The organism is Stackebrandtia sp., assembly GCF_035643755.1.
GTDB lineage: Bacteria > Actinomycetota > Actinomycetes > Mycobacteriales > Micromonosporaceae > Stackebrandtia.
Map to the genome: position 1 here is coordinate 1 of NZ_DASQPW010000028.1, position 15,397 is coordinate 15,397.

Below are 15,397 nucleotides of genomic sequence, written 5' to 3' on the forward strand. Positions count from 1 at the left end.
CGGAGGATTCCGCGGCGGCGGCCGTCCCGGCGGCGGAGCCCGCAGCCGTGGCGGCAACGCGGCTGGAGCCTTCGGCCGACCGGGCGGACGCCCGGCGCGCGGCCGCAAGTCGAAGCGGCAGCGCAGGGCGGAGTACGACAACCTCTCCGCCCCGACCATGGGTTCGGGCGCGCCGCGCGGCCAGGGCCAGACCATCCGGCTGCCCCGTGGAGCATCCCTTTCGGACTTCGCCGACAAGGTGAACGCCGTGCCGGGTTCGCTCGTGCAGGAGCTGTTCGGCCTCGGCGAGATGGTGACCGCCACGCAGTCGGTGTCGGACGACATCATGCAGCTGCTCGGCGAGCACCTGGGCTTCGTCGTCGAGATCGTGTCGCCGGAGGAAGAGGACCGCGAACTGTTGGCGCAGTTCGGCATCGACCTCGAGGACGAGTCCGACCACGGCGAGGCGGTCGCCCGCCCGCCGGTGGTGACCGTCATGGGTCACGTCGACCACGGTAAGACGAAACTGCTGGACGCCATCCGGCGCACCAACAAGGTCGAGTCCGAGGCCGGCGGCATCACCCAGCACATCGGCGCCTACCAGGTCCACGTCGAGCACGAGGACAAGGACCGGGCGATCACGTTCATCGACACCCCGGGCCACGAGGCGTTCACCGCCATGCGTGCCCGCGGCGCCAACGTCACCGACATCGTGGTGTTGGTGGTCGCCGCCGACGACGGCGTGATGCCCCAGACCATCGAGGCGCTGAACCACGCCAAGGCCGCCGACGCCCCCGTGGTGGTGGCGGTCAACAAGATCGACAAGGAGGGCGCCAACCCGGACAAGGTGCGCCAGCAGCTCACCGAGTACGGACTGGTGGCCGAGGAATACGGCGGAGAGACGATGTTCGTCAACGTCGCCGCCAAGCCCGGCACCAACATCGAGGCGCTGCTGGAGGCGATCCTGCTGACCGCCGACGCCTCGCTGGAGCTCACCGCTCCGGTCGACGGGCACGCCCAGGGCGTCGCGATCGAGGCCCACCTGGACAAGGGACGCGGCCCGGTGGCCAGCGTTCTGGTCCAAAAGGGAACGTTGCGGGTCGGCGACTCGATCGTGGCCGGGGGTGCCCACGGGCGCGTCCGCGCCATGCTCGACGAGTTCGGCAAGCGCGTCAAGGAGGCGACCCCGTCGCGTCCGGTGCAGGTGCAGGGTCTGACCGCGGTGCCCGGCGCCGGCGACACGTTCCTGGCCGCCGACGACGACCGGACGGTCCGCCAGATCGCCGAGCAGCGCCAGGCGCGCCGTCGCGCGGCCCTCCAGGCCACGCGGGTGGGTCGGGCCACGCTCGAGACGCTCATGGAGCGCATCGCCGAGGGTGAGAAGGCGACCCTGTCGCTCATCATCAAGGGTGACGGCTCCGGTTCGGTGGAGGCGCTGGAAGAGGCGCTGGTCAAGCTGGACATCCCCGAAGAGGTCCAGCTGCGGATCATCCACCGCGGCGTCGGCGCCATCACCGAAAACGATGTCAACCTGGCCAGCGCGTCCTCGGACTCCACGGCCACCATCATCGGTTTCAACGTCCGGGCCGAGGGCCGGGTCAAGGAGATGGCGGCTCGCGAGAACGTCGACATCCGGTACTACACGGTCATCTACCAGGCGATCGACGAGATCGAGGCGGCCCTGAAGGGCATGCTGAAGCCGGAGTACGAGGAGATCGAGCTGGGCAGCGCGGAGATCCGCGAGGTCTACCGGTCCTCCAAGTTCGGCAACATCGCCGGTTCGATGGTGCGCAGCGGCGTCATCAAGCGCAACACCAAGGCGCGCTTGCTGCGCGACGGCGCGGTCGTGTCCGACAACCTGGAGATCACCTCGCTGCGGCGCTTCAAGGACGACGCCACCGAGGTCCGCGAGGGCTTCGAGTGCGGTATCACCCTGAAGAACTACAACGACATCGCCGTGGGCGACGTCATCGAGACCTGGGAGATGCGCGAGAAGGTTCGCGACTGATCCCGATCACGTAGCAGGGGGGCGGGCCGATCGGCCCGCCCCCTTCGCGTTGTCTCGTCGCCGGTTCAGGAATCCAGGCTCGCGGCGATCGCGGTGGCCTCGTCCACGCCGGGCCCCGGCTGCGGCACGAACACCGCGCGCCGGTAGTACGCCAGCTCGCGGATGCTCTCCTTGATGTCGGCCAGCGCCCGGTGCGCCATCCCCTTGGCGGGCTGGGCGAAGTAGACCCGGGGATACCAGCGGCGGGTGAGTTCCTTCACGGACGACACGTCCACCATCCGGTAGTGCAGGTGCGCGTTCAGCGCGGGCATGTCGCGGGCCAGGAAGCCCCGGTCGGTGCCGATGGAGTTGCCGCACAGCGGGGCGGTGCCCGGCTCGGGGATGTGGGTGCGCACGTAGTCCAGCACCTGCTTCTCGGCCTGCGACACCGACAGGGTGGACGCCCGCACCTCCTCGGTGAGACCGGAGGACGCGTGCATGTCCCGCACCACGTCCACCATGGCATCCAGAATGGAGTCCTCGGTGTGTATGACCAGATCCAGGCCGTCGTCCAGCACGTTGAGGTCGCTGTCGGTGACCAGCACCGCGACCTCGATGAGGGCGTCGCGGGCCAGGTCCAGGCCGGTCATCTCGCAGTCAATCCACACCAGTCGATCGTTCATGCCGCCCACCATACGTGGGATGGTTCACGCCTCCGGATCGGAGCCGACGGGGTGCGCGGCGTGATCGACGCCCTATTGATATCGACTGTCAACCTTTTGCCGGTACAGCGCGTGTACCTGTATGTAGAAAGAGTCCGCAACGTCGCGACTCACCCGATAGAAGTGATGGATTTCGCACGGATGTCATACCAACCGGTACCGGACGTCGTACTAACGGACCGAAGCTACCACCAAGTTGGTGTTGATTCCAAAGCTGGAAGCCGATCGCGGAATCAACGCGCCGGGTTCACTGTTATGACAGGTAACCGCCGGTGCGGTGGGGGACGAGAAGGCTGGAGGAGACCTTGAGCGTAGAAACGACGACTGCGATTCGCACAGACGAGGTTGCCGAAGAGCGAGACCTGGTCGGTGTGTACCTGCACGAGATCTCGAAGACGCCGCTGCTCGACGCGGCGGCCGAAGTGGATCTCGCCAAGGCCGTGGAGGCCGGCCTTTACGCGCAGCGCCTGATTGAAGAGGAGACGCTGCCGGAGGGGGTCTCGGCGACGGAACTAGGCCGGTTGGTCTTCGACGGCCAAAAAGCCAAGGAACAGTTCATCAAGGCCAACCTGCGGTTGGTGGTGTCGATCGCTCGACGCTACGTCCGCAGCGGCATGCCCATGCTCGACCTGATCCAGGAAGGCAACACCGGCCTGGTGCGGGCGGTGGAGAAGTTCGATTACCAGCGAGGCTTCAAGTTCTCCACGTACGCCACCTGGTGGATTCGTCAGGCGATCAGCCGGGCGATCGCCCAGCAGGAACGCACCGTTCGGCTTCCGGTTCACCTGGTCGAGGACGTCAACCGGATGCGCAACACCGCCCGTCAACTCACCCGCGAATTGGGCGCCGACCCCGAGCCCGAGCAGATCGCCAACGCGCTGGGCGTCACCGTCGAGCGCGTCAACGAGCTGATCCGTTGGTCTCAGGACACTGTGTCGTTGGACACCCCAATTGGCGATGACGGCGACACCAACCTCGGCGACCTGGTCGCCGACTCCGACGAGCCCACCCCTGAAGACGTGGTCATCGCCGGAATGGAACGCGAGCGCATCGACATGATGCTCGGTCACCTCGACGAGCGCTCCGCCGGGATCGTCAAGGCCCGCTACGGGCTGGAGGACGGCCGGGAGCACTCGCTCACCGAGGTGGCGCACCGTTTCGCGCTGTCGCGGGAGCGGATTCGTCAGCTGGAGATCCAGGCGCTGGCCCGGCTGAAGGAGCTGGCCAGCGACGGGGGATTCAACAACGAACGCCGCATGGGGGCGGCGGCATAGTTCGTCCATGTAGTACATAGCTTTAGCCAGGAGGGCGGCAGTCGGTTTCACCGGCTGCCGCCTTTGTCGTGCGTGGCGAATCTGGGCAATGCCCAGGTACGCCAGCCGGGCGACATTGCCACCACCCTGCGCTCGTGCCACATTGACTACACCGGTATCGCCGTATGTCCACCGATCGGGCCATCCGAGCCGCCCGATCTGACGAGCGGCGGTCGTGCGGCGAGCGCGACGCGCTCGCCGCGCCCGAACATTCCAGGAAGGACTTCTATGAGACTGCGCGCCAAAAAGCGCACCGTCGCCATCACGGCGGCCAGCATCGTGGCGATGGGCACGGTCGCCGTCGGCGTTCCCCTCGCCTTCGCCGACAGCGGCCCGAGCGCCGCGTCCCACTACTACGTCGAGATCGGCGGCACCGGGGCCGCGCTGGCGCAACCCGACTGCACCAAGACCTTCGGCTTCGCCAACGACAATCTGGCGGGAGGCAAGCCCGTCAAGATCTGTTACCCGGCGAGCTTCGGACCGCTGCAGGCCGGTGACGGCAGTATCCCGGGACCCGGCGCCCCGAGCTACGAGGACAGCGTCAAGCAGGGCGTGGACGCCACGATGAAGGCCATCGAGGACATCCACGCCAATGAGCCGGACGCCACGATCACCGTGGCCGGCTACTCGCAGGGTGCCGACGTGGGCGACCGGGTTCTGGAGCGCATCGCGGGCGGCAAGACCGACATCCCCGCGGAGCTGATGTCCGGCAAGCTCTACGCCGACCCGCGGCAGCCCGACACAGGGATCTGGGCGAAGGTTCCCGCCGGCACCAACATCGCGGGCATCGTCTCCCCGGGTCCCGCCCCAGCCGAGCTGCCGGGCATCCCGGTGGAGCGGCACTGCATCCACTCGGACGGCGTGTGCGACGCGACCTCCCTGGACTCCTTCAAGGGGTTCTTCGAGCAGCACCCGAAATACCCCGCCGACGACGGCATCATCGAAAGCACGATTTCCTCCGAAGCCCAGAATCAGGTCTTCTGGCATTAATCCTTCCCGATGATGATGGGCCATGCCGCGGCATGGCCCATCATCGCGTTAAACCGGTGGGTAACTGGACCGCAGCGTGATCTTGCTCTAACCTCGCCTATGCCCAGGCAATAGGACGGCGGAAAAAGTGTTTGACGCATTCGATCCCGATTCGAACCCCGGACGGGTATATCAGTCATTGGTTTCGGCTCCGTGCAGTTCGGTGAGCGCGATAGTCAAGCGCACCGAAATTGCCGAAACCGAGGTCCGTGATTCCCTTGCGGAACTCAAACGGGTCGGCGCGGTGATTACGGTGAATCCCGACGAGGAGGTCTGGGACGCCCGCCGCCCGGACGTGGTGGCCGCCGAGATCCTGCGGGCGTTCGATGACCGCAGGGCCCAGTTGCACGAGTTGGAATCCCGCCTGACGGCGGCGTTCCGGTTCACCCGGATGCAGCCCACCGACGCCATGGACATGGAGCTGGTGCACGGCGTCGACGGGTGTTTCCAACGCTTTGGCGAGATCCAGCGGCGGGCGCGCGGTCGGGTGCTGGCAATTGATCGCCCGCCCTATTACTGGGACGAGGCGGAGATCACTCGGCAGGAAATCCTTCAGTCGGAACAAATGGCGCGTGGCGTCGAATACCGCACCATTTATCAGGACTCCGAAAGCGACGCCCCCATGCGCAATGCGAGCATGCGGCGGCTGGTCGCCAATGGGGAGAGCGCGCGGGTGTTGTCCCAACCGCCGATCAAACTCTCCATTGTCGACGAGGATGTGGCGATTCTTCCACTGGACCCTCCCGACAGCGCCAAGGGCGTCCTGGTCACCATCCTGATTCACCAATCGAGCCTGCTGCGGGTATTGATCGAGCTATTCGAATCTCTTTGGCGTCTGGCGGTGCCGGTGAATCTCGCCCAGCTGAATCAGGAACTCAGCCCGCGGGAGCGCGAGATCCTCACCCTGATGGCCAGCGGCGCCGGCGACGACGCGATCGCCCGGCGACTCGGCCTGTCCCGGCGCACCATCGTGCGGCACATCGGCGCGCTGCTGGAGCACCTGGGCGCCACCACGCGCTTCCAGGCCGGGGCCCAGGCGGCCCGCCGCGGTTGGCTGTGACGGGAGCCGCACGGGTGTCCACGCTCACAGCATGAGAAGGTGGTCGCCATGATTCGAGGATTTCGGGACTTCCTGCTACGCGGAAACGTTGTCGATCTGGCCGTAGCGGTGGTCATGGGCGCCGCGATGACCGCGCTGGTCGGAGCCTTCACCAAGGCATTCCTCAACCCCCTGGTCACCCTGGTCACCGGCGGCGCCGAAACCGGCGGCAAGTTCACCGTCAACGGCGTCGACTTCACGTACGGCACGTTCATCGACGCGATCATCACCTTCATACTGACCGCCGCGGTGATCTACTTCGTCGTGGTGCTGCCGGTGCGCAAGGTCTCCGAGCGCTTCAAGAGGGCCGAGGAGGCAAAGCCCGACCCCGAGGACATCATTCTGCTGCGCGAGATCCGCGACGAGCTGCGCCGCCGCTCTAACTCCGCGGGCTGAACAGGCTGGGCGGCGGCTCGGGCGAGCGGACGGCGGTGGCGTCGGTGGTCGCCGGGGTGCCGCCCAGGAAGCGCTCGAACTCCCGTCCGTGCAGGACGCGATAGGGAAAGGTGGACCCGGCGCAGCGGCGCTGGATCTCGGCCACCGGCAGCCCGCCCGCGGCGCCGAACAACAGCACGTTGCCGAAGCGCCGCCCGTTGAGGACGCCGGGCTCGGACAGCACCGCCGCGTCGGCGAAGACCTCGCCGACCGCGGCGGCCATGCCCCGGCTGAACAGCGAGCTCCTGCGGTCGCAGACGTTGGCGCCGAAGCAGCCCCCCGGGCGCAGCACCCGCGCCACCTGGGCGAGGAACTCCACCGTGGTCAGGTGCGCGGGCACGAAGGGCCCGGAGAAGACGTCGGCGACGATGACGTCGTAGCAGTCGTCGGGGGCGGCGGCCAGTTGCTCGCGGGCGTCGCCGATGCGCACCTTCACCCTGACCCCCCTGGCGAGCGGTGCGAGCCTTCGCACCTGTTCCACCACGTCCGCGTCGATGTCGACCGCCTGCTGGTAGGAGCCGGGCCGGGTGGCCGCGACATAGCGGGCCAGGGCCAGGCCGCCGGCGCCCAGGTGCAGCACCCGCAGGGGCCGGCGCGACGGGGCGGCCACGTCCAGCAGGATCGACAGGTGCTGGGTGTACTCGTCGACCAGGTGGGTCGGGTCGGAAAGGTCCACACTCGACTGGACGGTGTCGCCGACCACGAGCATCATGATGTCGGGGTTGTCATCCGACGGGGCCACATAGGTGCGCATCACTCAACAATGCCGCGGGTTCACGGCCGCGATCGCTTGGGCAGCTTGGCTACCACGAGGTCGTAGGAATCGGTGATCAGCTCGTCGACGAAGTCGGGCGGCAGGTCCCCGTCGAGGCGCACGGTGTTCCAGTGCCGCTTGTTCAGGTGATACCCCGGGATGATCTCGGGGTGCGTGTCGCGCAGCTGGACGGCCAGCTCGGGGTCGCACTTCAGGCCCACGGACAGCGGCTCTTCGTCCAGTGTGGAGATGGCGAACATCTTGCCGCCCACCTTGAACACCGACACGTCGGGGTAGCGCGGGAACGGGAACTCCTCGACCGCGCCCGGCAGCCGCAGCAGGGCGTCTTTGAGCTCATCGGGTGTCATCGCTAGTCCAACGGCCGGTGGTACCCGGCGCGGGCCAGGATCTCGCGCACGACGCCGGTCTTGGCGTCGGCGTAGTGCTGGACGTACGTCCATTCGCGCTTGGCGAGTTCGCGTTTGACCTCGGCGTAGCGGTCGCGGTCGGCGTCGTGGGCGCGCAGGCGATCGCGGAGGATCAGGTCGCGGACGGGCGGCTCGGCGCCGGGGGAGAAGACATGCAGGTTGCAGTCGGGGCCGGTGCCGCGCAGCATGCGGTGGGCGTGCCAGTCGGGTTCGCGGACCCGCAGGGCGAACCCGGCCGCCTCAAGGGCGGGCACGTACGACGCCTCGTCGGCCGAATCGGGCACCGTCAGGTCGATGTCGATGATCGGCTTGGCCGCCAGGCCCGGAACCGAGGTGGAGCCGACGTGTTCCAGCGCGATCACGGCCCCGCCGAGGGCGGCGCGAATCCGCTCCTCCAGCGCGGCGAACATCGCGGGCCACGCGGGGTCGTAGTCGACGACCACGACGGGGCGCCGGGCGTCGGCGCCGTCGCCCACGATGACCGAGGCGATGTAGTCGTCGCGCCGCGAATCGGGTGTGGACATCAGGGCCTCCCTTCCGCCGCGGTATCGGAGCCCACCTCGGTCGGGATGTCGAATTGTTGGTGCGAGACGCTTTCGTGCACGATGACGCGCATCGCGTTGAAGATGGCCGCGCCGATGAAGGTGCCGATGACGGCGCGCTCGGCGACGGTGTCGACGTCGGCGGCGCGGGCGGCCCAGGCCACCTCGGCGGGGGCCATCCGCCCGGCCATGTCGGCGTACAGGTCGATGACCTCGTCGACGTCCGAACCCAGCCGGTACATCGCCGCGATCGCCGACACCAGCAGCTCGATCTTCGCCGAGGACTCGCGGATCTGCCAGCCGTGCTCGGACACCACCCGCATGGCCGTGGCGCGGGCCCGCTCCATGGTGGAGGCCTCCTCGGGCCGCTTGGATTCGTAGGCGGGCTCCAGCGCCATGCCCATGGCGTCGTTGAGGGTGCGCGCGTCGGTGTCGAGCGCGGTGAGCACCTCCTGCACCGAGGCGATCGGCAGTCCCCCCACGTCGATCAGGGCGCGGATCAGCTTGAGGCGCCGCAGGTGGGTCTCGCCGTAGTCGGCCTGGTTGGGCGCGGTGCGCTCGCCCGCGGGCAGCAGCCCGGAGCGCAGGTAGTACTTGATGCTGGGGATCGGCACCCCTGATTGCCGACTCAGTTCCGCTATGCGCATCGCCCCTCCAGTGCTCGACTTCGGCCGAACGTCAGCATAACCCGATACGGATAGCGGAAATATCCAAAATATCGCGCCGCGTACTTGCGCTTCGTCACGTGATCATGGATAGTGAAACTATGGATAACAGACAGCGCCACTATCCGTTCCAACTGACTCGCCTGCACAAGCCCCTGGCCTGGTACACCGCCGCCATGGTGATCACCGCGCTGGTGGCCGCCGTCGGCCTCCTCGTCGACGACCGCCTGATCACCGGCGCGCCCGCCTGGGCCAAGCCGCTGAAGTTCTCGCTGTCGTTCATCTTCTACGGAGGAACGCTGGCGATCCTGCTTCCCATGGTGCGCAAGGCGCCCCGCTTCGTGTGGTGGGTGGGCACCGTCATCGTGGCCGCCTCGACCATCGAGATGGTGGCGATCGTCGGCCAGGTGATCCGCGGCCACGCCAGCCACTTCAACAACACCACGCCCCTGGACGCGCTGGTCTTCCAGATCATGGGCGCCACCGTGGTGGTGCTGTGGACGGCCACCCTGGTGGCGTCCATCATGCTGTGGCGGCAGCCGATCGGCGACCGCGCACTGACCTGGAGCCTGCGCCTGGGATCGGTGATCTCCCTGGTGGGCATGGCGCTGGCCGGTCTGATGCTGGGCCCGAAACCCGGCCAGATCGCCGACGGCGCCAAGATGATCGGCGCCCACACCGTCAACGCCGCCGACGGCGGCCCCGGACTGCCGATCCTGGGCTGGAGCAGCGTCCACGGCGACCTGCGGATCCCGCACTTCGTGGGCATGCACGGCCTTCAGATCCTGCCGGTGCTGGCGCTGGTGCTGGCGTGGTGGGCGGGGCGCCGCTCGGGTCGCCTGGCCGACGAGGCCACCCGCACCCGTCTGATCGGCGTGGCCGCCTTCGCCTACGCCGGGCTGACCGCCCTGGTCACGTGGCAGGCGCTGGACGACGAGCCGCTGCTGCGGCCCGGCGCGGCGACCGTCGGCGGGCTCGCGGTGCTGGTCGCGATCGTCGCCGGGGCGCTGGTCACGGTGCTGCGCAAGGGATCACGCGTCCCCGACGCCCCTTCGGCGGCGAGGGAGCAGGAAGAGCCGGCGCGGGCGAGCTAGGCTGAGCAAACGCTTGCCAATGCCTCGCAGGAGCCGCCGTGTACCGCTACTCCGAGATCATCGCCGCCGCCCAACAGGCCCCCGCCGCCCGATCGGCCGTCGATCGGGCGGCCCTGGCGTCCGTCTTCGGGCGCGCCGACCTGGCCGGGCTCGTCGCCGAGCTGCGCGCCGACGCCGCCAGCGCGGAACCGCTGCCCGACCTGCCGTACCGCCTGTTTCGCACCTACGTCCACGACGGAGACCGCTACGGCTTCGAGGGACGCTACTTCGCGCGCCGCCGCAGGCTCAACTCCACCGCCGTCGTGGCGCTGGCCGAGGGCGGCGAGGAGAACTTCGCGCGGCTGTCGGACGTGCTGTGGGCGATCTGCGACGAGTACTCCTGGGCGGTCCCCGCCCACCACCGCTTCAACACCACGCTGGACCTGGGATACCACCGCTGCATCGACCTGTTCGCCGCCGAGACCGCCCACGCGCTGTCCGAGATCGTGGCCGCGGCGGGCGACGATCTCGAGGAACCGGTGCGGCGCAGGGTGATCGACAACGTCCGCCACCGGGTACTGGACGCCTTCGCCGACGAGCCCCGGGCGCGCTGGTGGGAGACCGGCACCAACAACTGGGCGGCGGTGTGCGCGGGCTCGATCGGGATGGCCGCGCTGGCCATCGAGGACGACCCGCTGCGGCTGGCGGCGATCCTGCACCGCGTGCAGGACACCATGGCGGCGTTCCTGTCGGGCTTCACCGCCGACGGCGGCTGCCCCGAGGGCATGGGCTACTGGGTCTACGGCTACGGGTACTTCGCGTACTACGCCGAGGCGCTGCGCGAACGCACGGGCATGGATCTGTTGGCGGGCACCGAGAAGGTCGCGGCCTTCCCCGCCGCGGTGGACTTCGGCGACGGGCGCTGCGTGAGCTTCTCCGACGACCCCGGAGGCGCCGTGCCGCCGACGGGCCTGATGTCGCGGGTGCGCGATCGCCTGGGGGTGCGGCTGCCGCAGATCACCCGGCTGTCGTCCTTCGACGACGACCACTGCTATCGCTGGGCGCACCTGACCCGCACCCTGCTGTGGACGGACCCCGCGGTGATCGGCGGCGCCGTGCCGCGCGGCACCACCTGGCTGCCCGACCTCGCGTGGGTGATCGACCGCGGCGACGTCGGCTCCGCGGCGGTGATGTTCGCCGCCAAGGGCGGCCACAACGACGAACCCCACAACCACCTCGACCTGGGCAGCTTCATCCTCGCCGTCGACGGCGTCCAGGTGCTGGCCGACCTGGGTGCGGGCGTGTACGACGCGGACTACTTCGGGCCCAACAGGTATCGGGCGCTGCACAACTCCGCCGCCGGGCACTCGGTTCCCGTGGTGGACGGGGTGGAACAGCGGGTCGGCGCCGACGCGGCGGCCACCGTGGAGGAGTTTCGGTCCGACGACAGCGGGATTCACCTGGCGCTGGACGCGTCGGCGGCGTACGGCGGCCTCGAGGTGCGCCGCGGCTTCGACTACGACCGGCGCGGGCGCCTGGAGGTGACGGATCGCTTCGGGCGCCGGGGATCGCCGCTGGAGGAGCTGTTCATGTGCCGCGTGCCCCCGCGCGTGGCCGACGGGGCGGTGGAGTGGCGAACCGGCGCGGCCGTGGTGCGGCTGGAGCTCGGCGGCGACTGGGACGTCAGCGTCGAGACCATCGACACCTTCGACCACCGCGCCAAGCCCGAGACGGTGTATCGCCTGCGGCTGAAGGGAACCACGGCGGCCGAGCGCGCCTTCGCCTTCGAGGTGTCCTCAGGGCAGTGACGCCGTCACCGCGGCGATGAGCCGCTCGTAGCTCTCGTCGACGTCGGCTCCCAGCTGGAAACCCTCGGACAGTTGGACGACGACGAACCCGTGGGCGGCGGCGCGGATGCCGCGCACCATGTGGACGGCGTCGACGCCCGTGACGCCGCAGGCGTCCAGAATCGGGAACAGCACCCCCAGCGATCGCTGGGACGCCTCCACCCACGGCGCGTAGTCGCCGCCGCTTTGCGGAATCGAGCGGTAGCGCGGCGGGTGATCCAGGGCGTAGCGTCGCCAGGCCCGCATGAAGGCCGCGACGGCCTTGGCGCCGCCCAGGCCCAGCACCGCCGCGGTGACGGCGTCGCCGAGCTGGTTGGCGACCCGCGCCGCCACCATGAGCCGCAGCTCGGCGAGCGAGCTGATGTGCTTGTACAGCGAGGGCGTGGCGACCCCGGCGTGGGAGGCCACCGCCGCCAGGGTGAGCGTCTCGGGCCCGTTGGCGTCGGTGACCTCCAGCGCGGCGTCCACCACCGCGTCGGGCGACAGTCCGGCGCGCGGCATCTCAGTTCTCCTTGAGCCCGTTGAGGAAGCCGACCACCACGGGGCCGACGGTCTTGGCGTTGTCGACGTGCGGGTAGTGGCCGGAGCCCTCGGACAGCTCCACGGTGGTCGGGCCGCCGAGCTCTGAGGCGATCCGGTGGGCCTCGGCGGTCGGGTCGGAGTGGTCGCCGTCCTTGGTGCCCATGACGATCAGGGTCGGGGCGGTCACGGTGGACAGGTCGACCTTCGGGTCCTCGGGGAAGGAGTCCAGCAGGGCGCGCACCGGCTTGGCGCCTCCCTTGCGGCTCAGGCTGGCCTTGAGCGCGGCCATGTCCTCGGCGAAGTCGGCGGGCTTGTCGCCGGGGTACAGGGACTTGACGTACATCGTCCACAGTGAAGCATTTCCCGTGATCATCTTGGCGGCGGTGCCGAGGAACGCTCCGGGCTTGGAGTGTTCGACGGCCGGTCCGACGATCACCATGGCGCTCACGAGGCCGGGCTCGCGGGACGCCAGCTGGGAGACCGACTTGGCGGCGAAGGAGTGTCCGATCACGACGGCGGGGCCGCCGAGCTCGCGCACCAGGGCCTCGACGTCGTGCGAGACGGCGGTGGGGCTGTATTCGTTCCAGCCCAGGCTGGATTCGCCGTGTCCGCGCACGTCCATCGTGGCGACGCGGTAGCCGGCGTCGGCCAGCGTCGGGGCGAGGTAGCGGAAGGTCGAGCGGGTGACGCCCATGCCGGGGGCGCACACGACCAGCGGTCCGTCGGCGGGGCCGGTGAGCTCGTAGGCGATGGTGCCTTCGGGAAGGGTGAGGGTCTGGGTGTTCATGACGGCTCCTTGGCTATTGGGCATAGCTGAAAAGCTAATACCATTAGCCAAGGAGGTCAAGCATCGCCGACGTGATGTGCGTCACTCGGTGACGGAGTCCCAGGTGACGGGGAGGCGGTGCACGCCGTAGGTGAACGCGCGTTCCCGCAGCGGGATCTCGGCGTCGTCGACGGCCGGCCGCAGCCCCTCGAAGCGCCCGAGGAGACCGGAGTAGGCGACCCGCAATTCGATGCGCGCCAACTGTTGCCCGAGGCACTGGTGGATGCCGTGGCCGAACGCCAGGTGGCGGCGGGCGTTGTCGCGCTCCACGAGCAGGCGGTCGCCGCCGCCGAACACCCGCGGGTCGCGGTTGGCGACCGAGGCCGCCACGGTCACGGTCTCCCCGGCTCCGATCGCCTGCCCGCCCAGCTCGAGATCCTCCAGGGCGGCGCGATGGAGACCGAACTGGACGATGGTGAGATAGCGCAGCAGCTCGTCCACGGCGCCGTCCATCAGATCGGGATTGGCACGCAGCCTCGCCAGCTGCTCGGGATGGCGCAGCAGCGCCCAGGTGCCCAGCCCGATCATGTTCGCGGTGGTCTCGTGCCCGGCGACCAGCAGGATGATCCCGATGCTGGTGATCTCGGTGTCGTCGAGCTCGCCGCCGTCGACCAACGCCGACAGGATTCCGTCGTCGGGGTGGGAATGCTTGCGCCGCACCAGATCGGCGAGATAGCTGTGCAGGTCCCGCATGGCGACGTGCTGGGAGTCGGGATCCTCCCGCGTGGACACCAGGCGCGCGGTGATGGCCTGGAACCGCCCGTGGTCGGCGTAGGGGACGCCGAGCAGCTCGCAGATCACCAGGGACGGGATCGGCAGGGCGAACGCGCACACCAGATCCACCGGCGGCTCGGCGCGCGCCATGGTGTCGAGGTGCCGCTCGGTGATCTCGGAGATGCGCGCCTCGAGCCGCCGCATCCGCCGCATCGTGAAGTAGCCGGTGAGCAGGCGCCGATAGCGGGTGTGTTCGGGCGCGTCCATCACGGCGAAGAAGCCCGGCGGGGTGGAGCGGTCGTCGGTCGGCAGCGTCCCTTCCTGGACCGGGGCGTGGCGCAGCTCGACGCGGTGGGAGAACCGCGGGTCCGCCAGCACCCGCTGGGACAGGGCGTGGTCGGTGACCAACCAGCCGAGGTGGCCATCGGGATAGGTCATGCGTCCGATCGGCCTGTCGGCGGCCAGTTGAGTCAGGGCGCCGGGTGGGTCGAAGGGGCAGCCCGCGTCGCGGGGGATCGGCAGGCCGTCGAGCGGGATGTCGGGTGTGAAGGTCATGTCCGTCGCTCCAAACGAGGATGGTTTTTCACTAGAGTAGCTCTAAATTTAGAGTCACTCTAACTTTAGAGCTTCAGTAGGATGAGGGCATGGAGGAACCCCAGGGACTGCGGGCCCGCAAGAAGCAGCGCACCCGGGCCGCGCTGATCGATGCCGCCTACCGCCTCTTCGACAGCCGCGGATACTCCGACACCACGGTCAACCAGATAGCCGCGGCCGCCGAGGTCTCGCCCGCCACGTTCTTCAACCACTTCGCGTCCAAGGAGGACGTGATCTTCGCCGACGGCGGCGTGCTGCTGGAGGAGATCAGCCAACGGCTGGAGTCCCTCGCGGCGGGCCGCAACCCCGTCGAGGCGCTCGCGGATGCCGTGCGCGCCACCACGGCCGACGCGGGCACCCGCGCCCCCGGAGGCGAGCTGGAGGCCATCCGCATCCGCCTCATCACCACCGAACCCGCGCTACAGGCGCCCACGCTGCGGCGCACCTTCGACTCACAGCACGGCATCGCCGCGGCGCTGCACCGCGCCTATGCCGCGACGCTGGGCCACCGCGAGGCCGAGGTCCTGGTGGGCGCCGTCGTCGGCGCCATCTTCGCCGCCGTCCACAGTGCCTCGCGGGCGGGCGAGCCGCTCGACCGCGCCCTGGACGACACGCTGGACATCCTCACGCGGACGTGGCGCCCCGCTGCTCGGCGAGGAACCCGCGAATCAGCTCGGTGAACTCGGCGGGCCGTTCCAGATTCGGAAGGTGACCCGCCCAGTCCAGCCGCACCCGACGCGATCCGTCGATGACGGCGTGCAGGTGGTCGGCGATCTCGGCGAAGTCGGGCAGGTCGTGGGCGCCCGACACCAGCAGGCTCGGCGCGGTGATGTCGGCGAGGTCGAACTCTCCCTCGATGCCGTCCACC

17 protein-coding genes are annotated in these 15,397 nt (G+C 69.1%); 8 read left to right on the forward strand and 9 right to left on the reverse strand.

Annotated elements, in window-relative coordinates; translation table 11 throughout:
- A partial coding sequence (gene infB, locus VE172_RS02225; RefSeq protein ID WP_324796528.1) for a translation initiation factor IF-2 occupies positions 1-1,987 on the forward strand: 1,987 nt, incomplete at its 5' end.
- 65 nt (positions 1,988-2,052) lie between these two features.
- On the opposite strand, the gene orn is transcribed toward infB, so the two are convergent.
- Positions 2,053-2,649: an oligoribonuclease gene (gene orn / locus VE172_RS02230; RefSeq protein ID WP_324796531.1), complete on the reverse strand. Its 597-nt coding sequence runs from the start codon at positions 2,647-2,649 to the stop codon at positions 2,053-2,055.
- Between the two features lie 344 nt (positions 2,650-2,993).
- On the opposite strand from orn, the gene VE172_RS02235 reads away from it, so the two are divergent.
- The 4 genes from VE172_RS02235 to mscL all read left to right on the forward strand — a co-directional run bounded on the left by VE172_RS02235 (position 2,994) and on the right by mscL (position 6,525).
- The gene (locus tag VE172_RS02235; protein WP_349258224.1) at positions 2,994-3,962 is read left to right on the forward strand and encodes a sigma-70 family RNA polymerase sigma factor; all 969 of its coding nucleotides are present in this window, start codon (positions 2,994-2,996) and stop codon (positions 3,960-3,962) included.
- Positions 3,963-4,229: 267 nt separating this feature from the next.
- Complete coding sequence (locus VE172_RS02240; RefSeq protein WP_324796536.1) at positions 4,230-4,991, forward strand: PE-PPE domain-containing protein; 762 nt, start codon at positions 4,230-4,232, stop codon at positions 4,989-4,991.
- A gap of 127 nt (positions 4,992-5,118) precedes the next feature.
- Entirely contained in the window at positions 5,119-6,090 is a 972-nt protein-coding gene (locus VE172_RS02245) for a helix-turn-helix transcriptional regulator (RefSeq protein WP_324796538.1), read from the forward strand.
- Positions 6,091-6,138: 48 nt separating this feature from the next.
- Positions 6,139-6,525 carry a large conductance mechanosensitive channel protein MscL gene (gene mscL, locus VE172_RS02250; protein WP_324796540.1) on the forward strand — a complete coding sequence of 129 codons (387 nt, stop codon included), beginning with the start codon at positions 6,139-6,141 and terminating at the stop codon, positions 6,523-6,525.
- Here the strand turns inward: mscL and VE172_RS02255 are convergent.
- Genes VE172_RS02255 through VE172_RS02270 form a run of 4 tightly spaced genes read right to left on the reverse strand, consistent with a single transcriptional unit; the run spans position 6,509 to position 8,935 of the window.
- Positions 6,509-7,318 carry a spermidine synthase gene (locus VE172_RS02255; protein WP_324796543.1) on the reverse strand — a complete coding sequence of 270 codons (810 nt, stop codon included), beginning with the start codon at positions 7,316-7,318 and terminating at the stop codon, positions 6,509-6,511. The two genes, mscL and VE172_RS02255, sit on opposite strands and share 17 nt — an antisense overlap.
- A gap of 20 nt (positions 7,319-7,338) precedes the next feature.
- Entirely contained in the window at positions 7,339-7,686 is a 348-nt protein-coding gene (locus VE172_RS02260) for an MmcQ/YjbR family DNA-binding protein (protein WP_324796546.1), read from the reverse strand.
- A gap of 2 nt (positions 7,687-7,688) precedes the next feature.
- Positions 7,689-8,270: a GrpB family protein gene (locus VE172_RS02265; protein WP_324796549.1), complete on the reverse strand. Its 582-nt coding sequence runs from the start codon at positions 8,268-8,270 to the stop codon at positions 7,689-7,691.
- The gene (locus VE172_RS02270; protein ID WP_324796552.1) at positions 8,270-8,935 is read right to left on the reverse strand and encodes a MerR family transcriptional regulator; all 666 of its coding nucleotides are present in this window, start codon (positions 8,933-8,935) and stop codon (positions 8,270-8,272) included. The genes VE172_RS02265 and VE172_RS02270 overlap by 1 nt, the downstream gene beginning before the upstream one ends.
- A 119-nt stretch (positions 8,936-9,054) precedes the next feature.
- On the opposite strand from VE172_RS02270, the gene VE172_RS02275 reads away from it, so the two are divergent.
- Both VE172_RS02275 and VE172_RS02280 read left to right on the forward strand, forming a co-directional pair.
- A complete protein-coding gene (locus VE172_RS02275) occupies positions 9,055-10,047 on the forward strand; it encodes a hypothetical protein (protein ID WP_324796555.1) in 993 nt (330 codons plus the stop codon).
- Positions 10,048-10,085: 38 nt separating this feature from the next.
- Positions 10,086-11,834, forward strand: a complete 1,749-nt coding sequence (locus VE172_RS02280) for a heparinase II/III domain-containing protein (protein WP_324796558.1) — start codon at positions 10,086-10,088, stop codon at positions 11,832-11,834.
- Here the strand turns inward: VE172_RS02280 and VE172_RS02285 are convergent.
- From VE172_RS02285 to VE172_RS02295, 3 genes are all read right to left on the reverse strand, one after another.
- Positions 11,823-12,374, reverse strand: coding sequence for a TetR/AcrR family transcriptional regulator (locus VE172_RS02285; RefSeq protein ID WP_324796563.1), 552 nt, complete (start codon positions 12,372-12,374; stop codon positions 11,823-11,825). The genes VE172_RS02280 and VE172_RS02285 overlap by 12 nt on opposite strands.
- Position 12,375: 1 nt before the next feature.
- Positions 12,376-13,182 (reverse strand): alpha/beta fold hydrolase, encoded by an 807-nt coding sequence (locus tag VE172_RS02290; RefSeq protein ID WP_324796565.1) that lies wholly within the window; start codon positions 13,180-13,182, stop codon positions 12,376-12,378.
- A gap of 81 nt (positions 13,183-13,263) precedes the next feature.
- On the reverse strand, positions 13,264-14,490 hold the full coding sequence (locus VE172_RS02295) for a cytochrome P450 (RefSeq protein ID WP_324796568.1): 1,227 nt from the start codon (positions 14,488-14,490) through the stop codon (positions 13,264-13,266).
- 89 nt (positions 14,491-14,579) lie between these two features.
- Here VE172_RS02295 and VE172_RS02300 point away from each other — a divergent pair, with 89 nt between their 5' ends.
- On the forward strand, positions 14,580-15,209 hold the full coding sequence (locus tag VE172_RS02300) for a TetR/AcrR family transcriptional regulator (RefSeq protein ID WP_324796571.1): 630 nt from the start codon (positions 14,580-14,582) through the stop codon (positions 15,207-15,209).
- On the opposite strand, the gene VE172_RS02305 is transcribed toward VE172_RS02300, so the two are convergent.
- The coding region (locus tag VE172_RS02305; protein WP_324796573.1) for an alpha/beta fold hydrolase at positions 15,154-15,397 on the reverse strand (244 nt) is incomplete at its 5' end. The genes VE172_RS02300 and VE172_RS02305 overlap by 56 nt on opposite strands.

Bases quoted from the DNA above. Each gene is read 5' to 3' on its own strand.
- orn (WP_324796531.1), bottom strand. From the start codon at position 2,649: ATGAACGATCGACTGGTGTGGATTGACTGCGAGATGACCGGCCTGGAC.
- VE172_RS02240 (WP_324796536.1), top strand. From the start codon at position 4,230: ATGAGACTGCGCGCCAAAAAGCGCACCGTCGCCATCACGGCGGCCAGC.
- mscL (WP_324796540.1), top strand. From the start codon at position 6,139: ATGATTCGAGGATTTCGGGACTTCCTGCTACGCGGAAACGTTGTCGAT.
- VE172_RS02255 (WP_324796543.1), bottom strand. From the start codon at position 7,318: ATGCGCACCTATGTGGCCCCGTCGGATGACAACCCCGACATCATGATG.
- VE172_RS02260 (WP_324796546.1), bottom strand. From the start codon at position 7,686: ATGACACCCGATGAGCTCAAAGACGCCCTGCTGCGGCTGCCGGGCGCG.
- VE172_RS02265 (WP_324796549.1), bottom strand. From the start codon at position 8,270: ATGTCCACACCCGATTCGCGGCGCGACGACTACATCGCCTCGGTCATC.
- VE172_RS02270 (WP_324796552.1), bottom strand. From the start codon at position 8,935: ATGCGCATAGCGGAACTGAGTCGGCAATCAGGGGTGCCGATCCCCAGC.
- VE172_RS02275 (WP_324796555.1), top strand. From the start codon at position 9,055: ATGGATAACAGACAGCGCCACTATCCGTTCCAACTGACTCGCCTGCAC.
- VE172_RS02285 (WP_324796563.1), bottom strand. From the start codon at position 12,374: ATGCCGCGCGCCGGACTGTCGCCCGACGCGGTGGTGGACGCCGCGCTG.
- VE172_RS02290 (WP_324796565.1), bottom strand. From the start codon at position 13,182: ATGAACACCCAGACCCTCACCCTTCCCGAAGGCACCATCGCCTACGAG.
- VE172_RS02295 (WP_324796568.1), bottom strand. From the start codon at position 14,490: ATGACCTTCACACCCGACATCCCGCTCGACGGCCTGCCGATCCCCCGC.
- VE172_RS02300 (WP_324796571.1), top strand. From the start codon at position 14,580: ATGGAGGAACCCCAGGGACTGCGGGCCCGCAAGAAGCAGCGCACCCGG.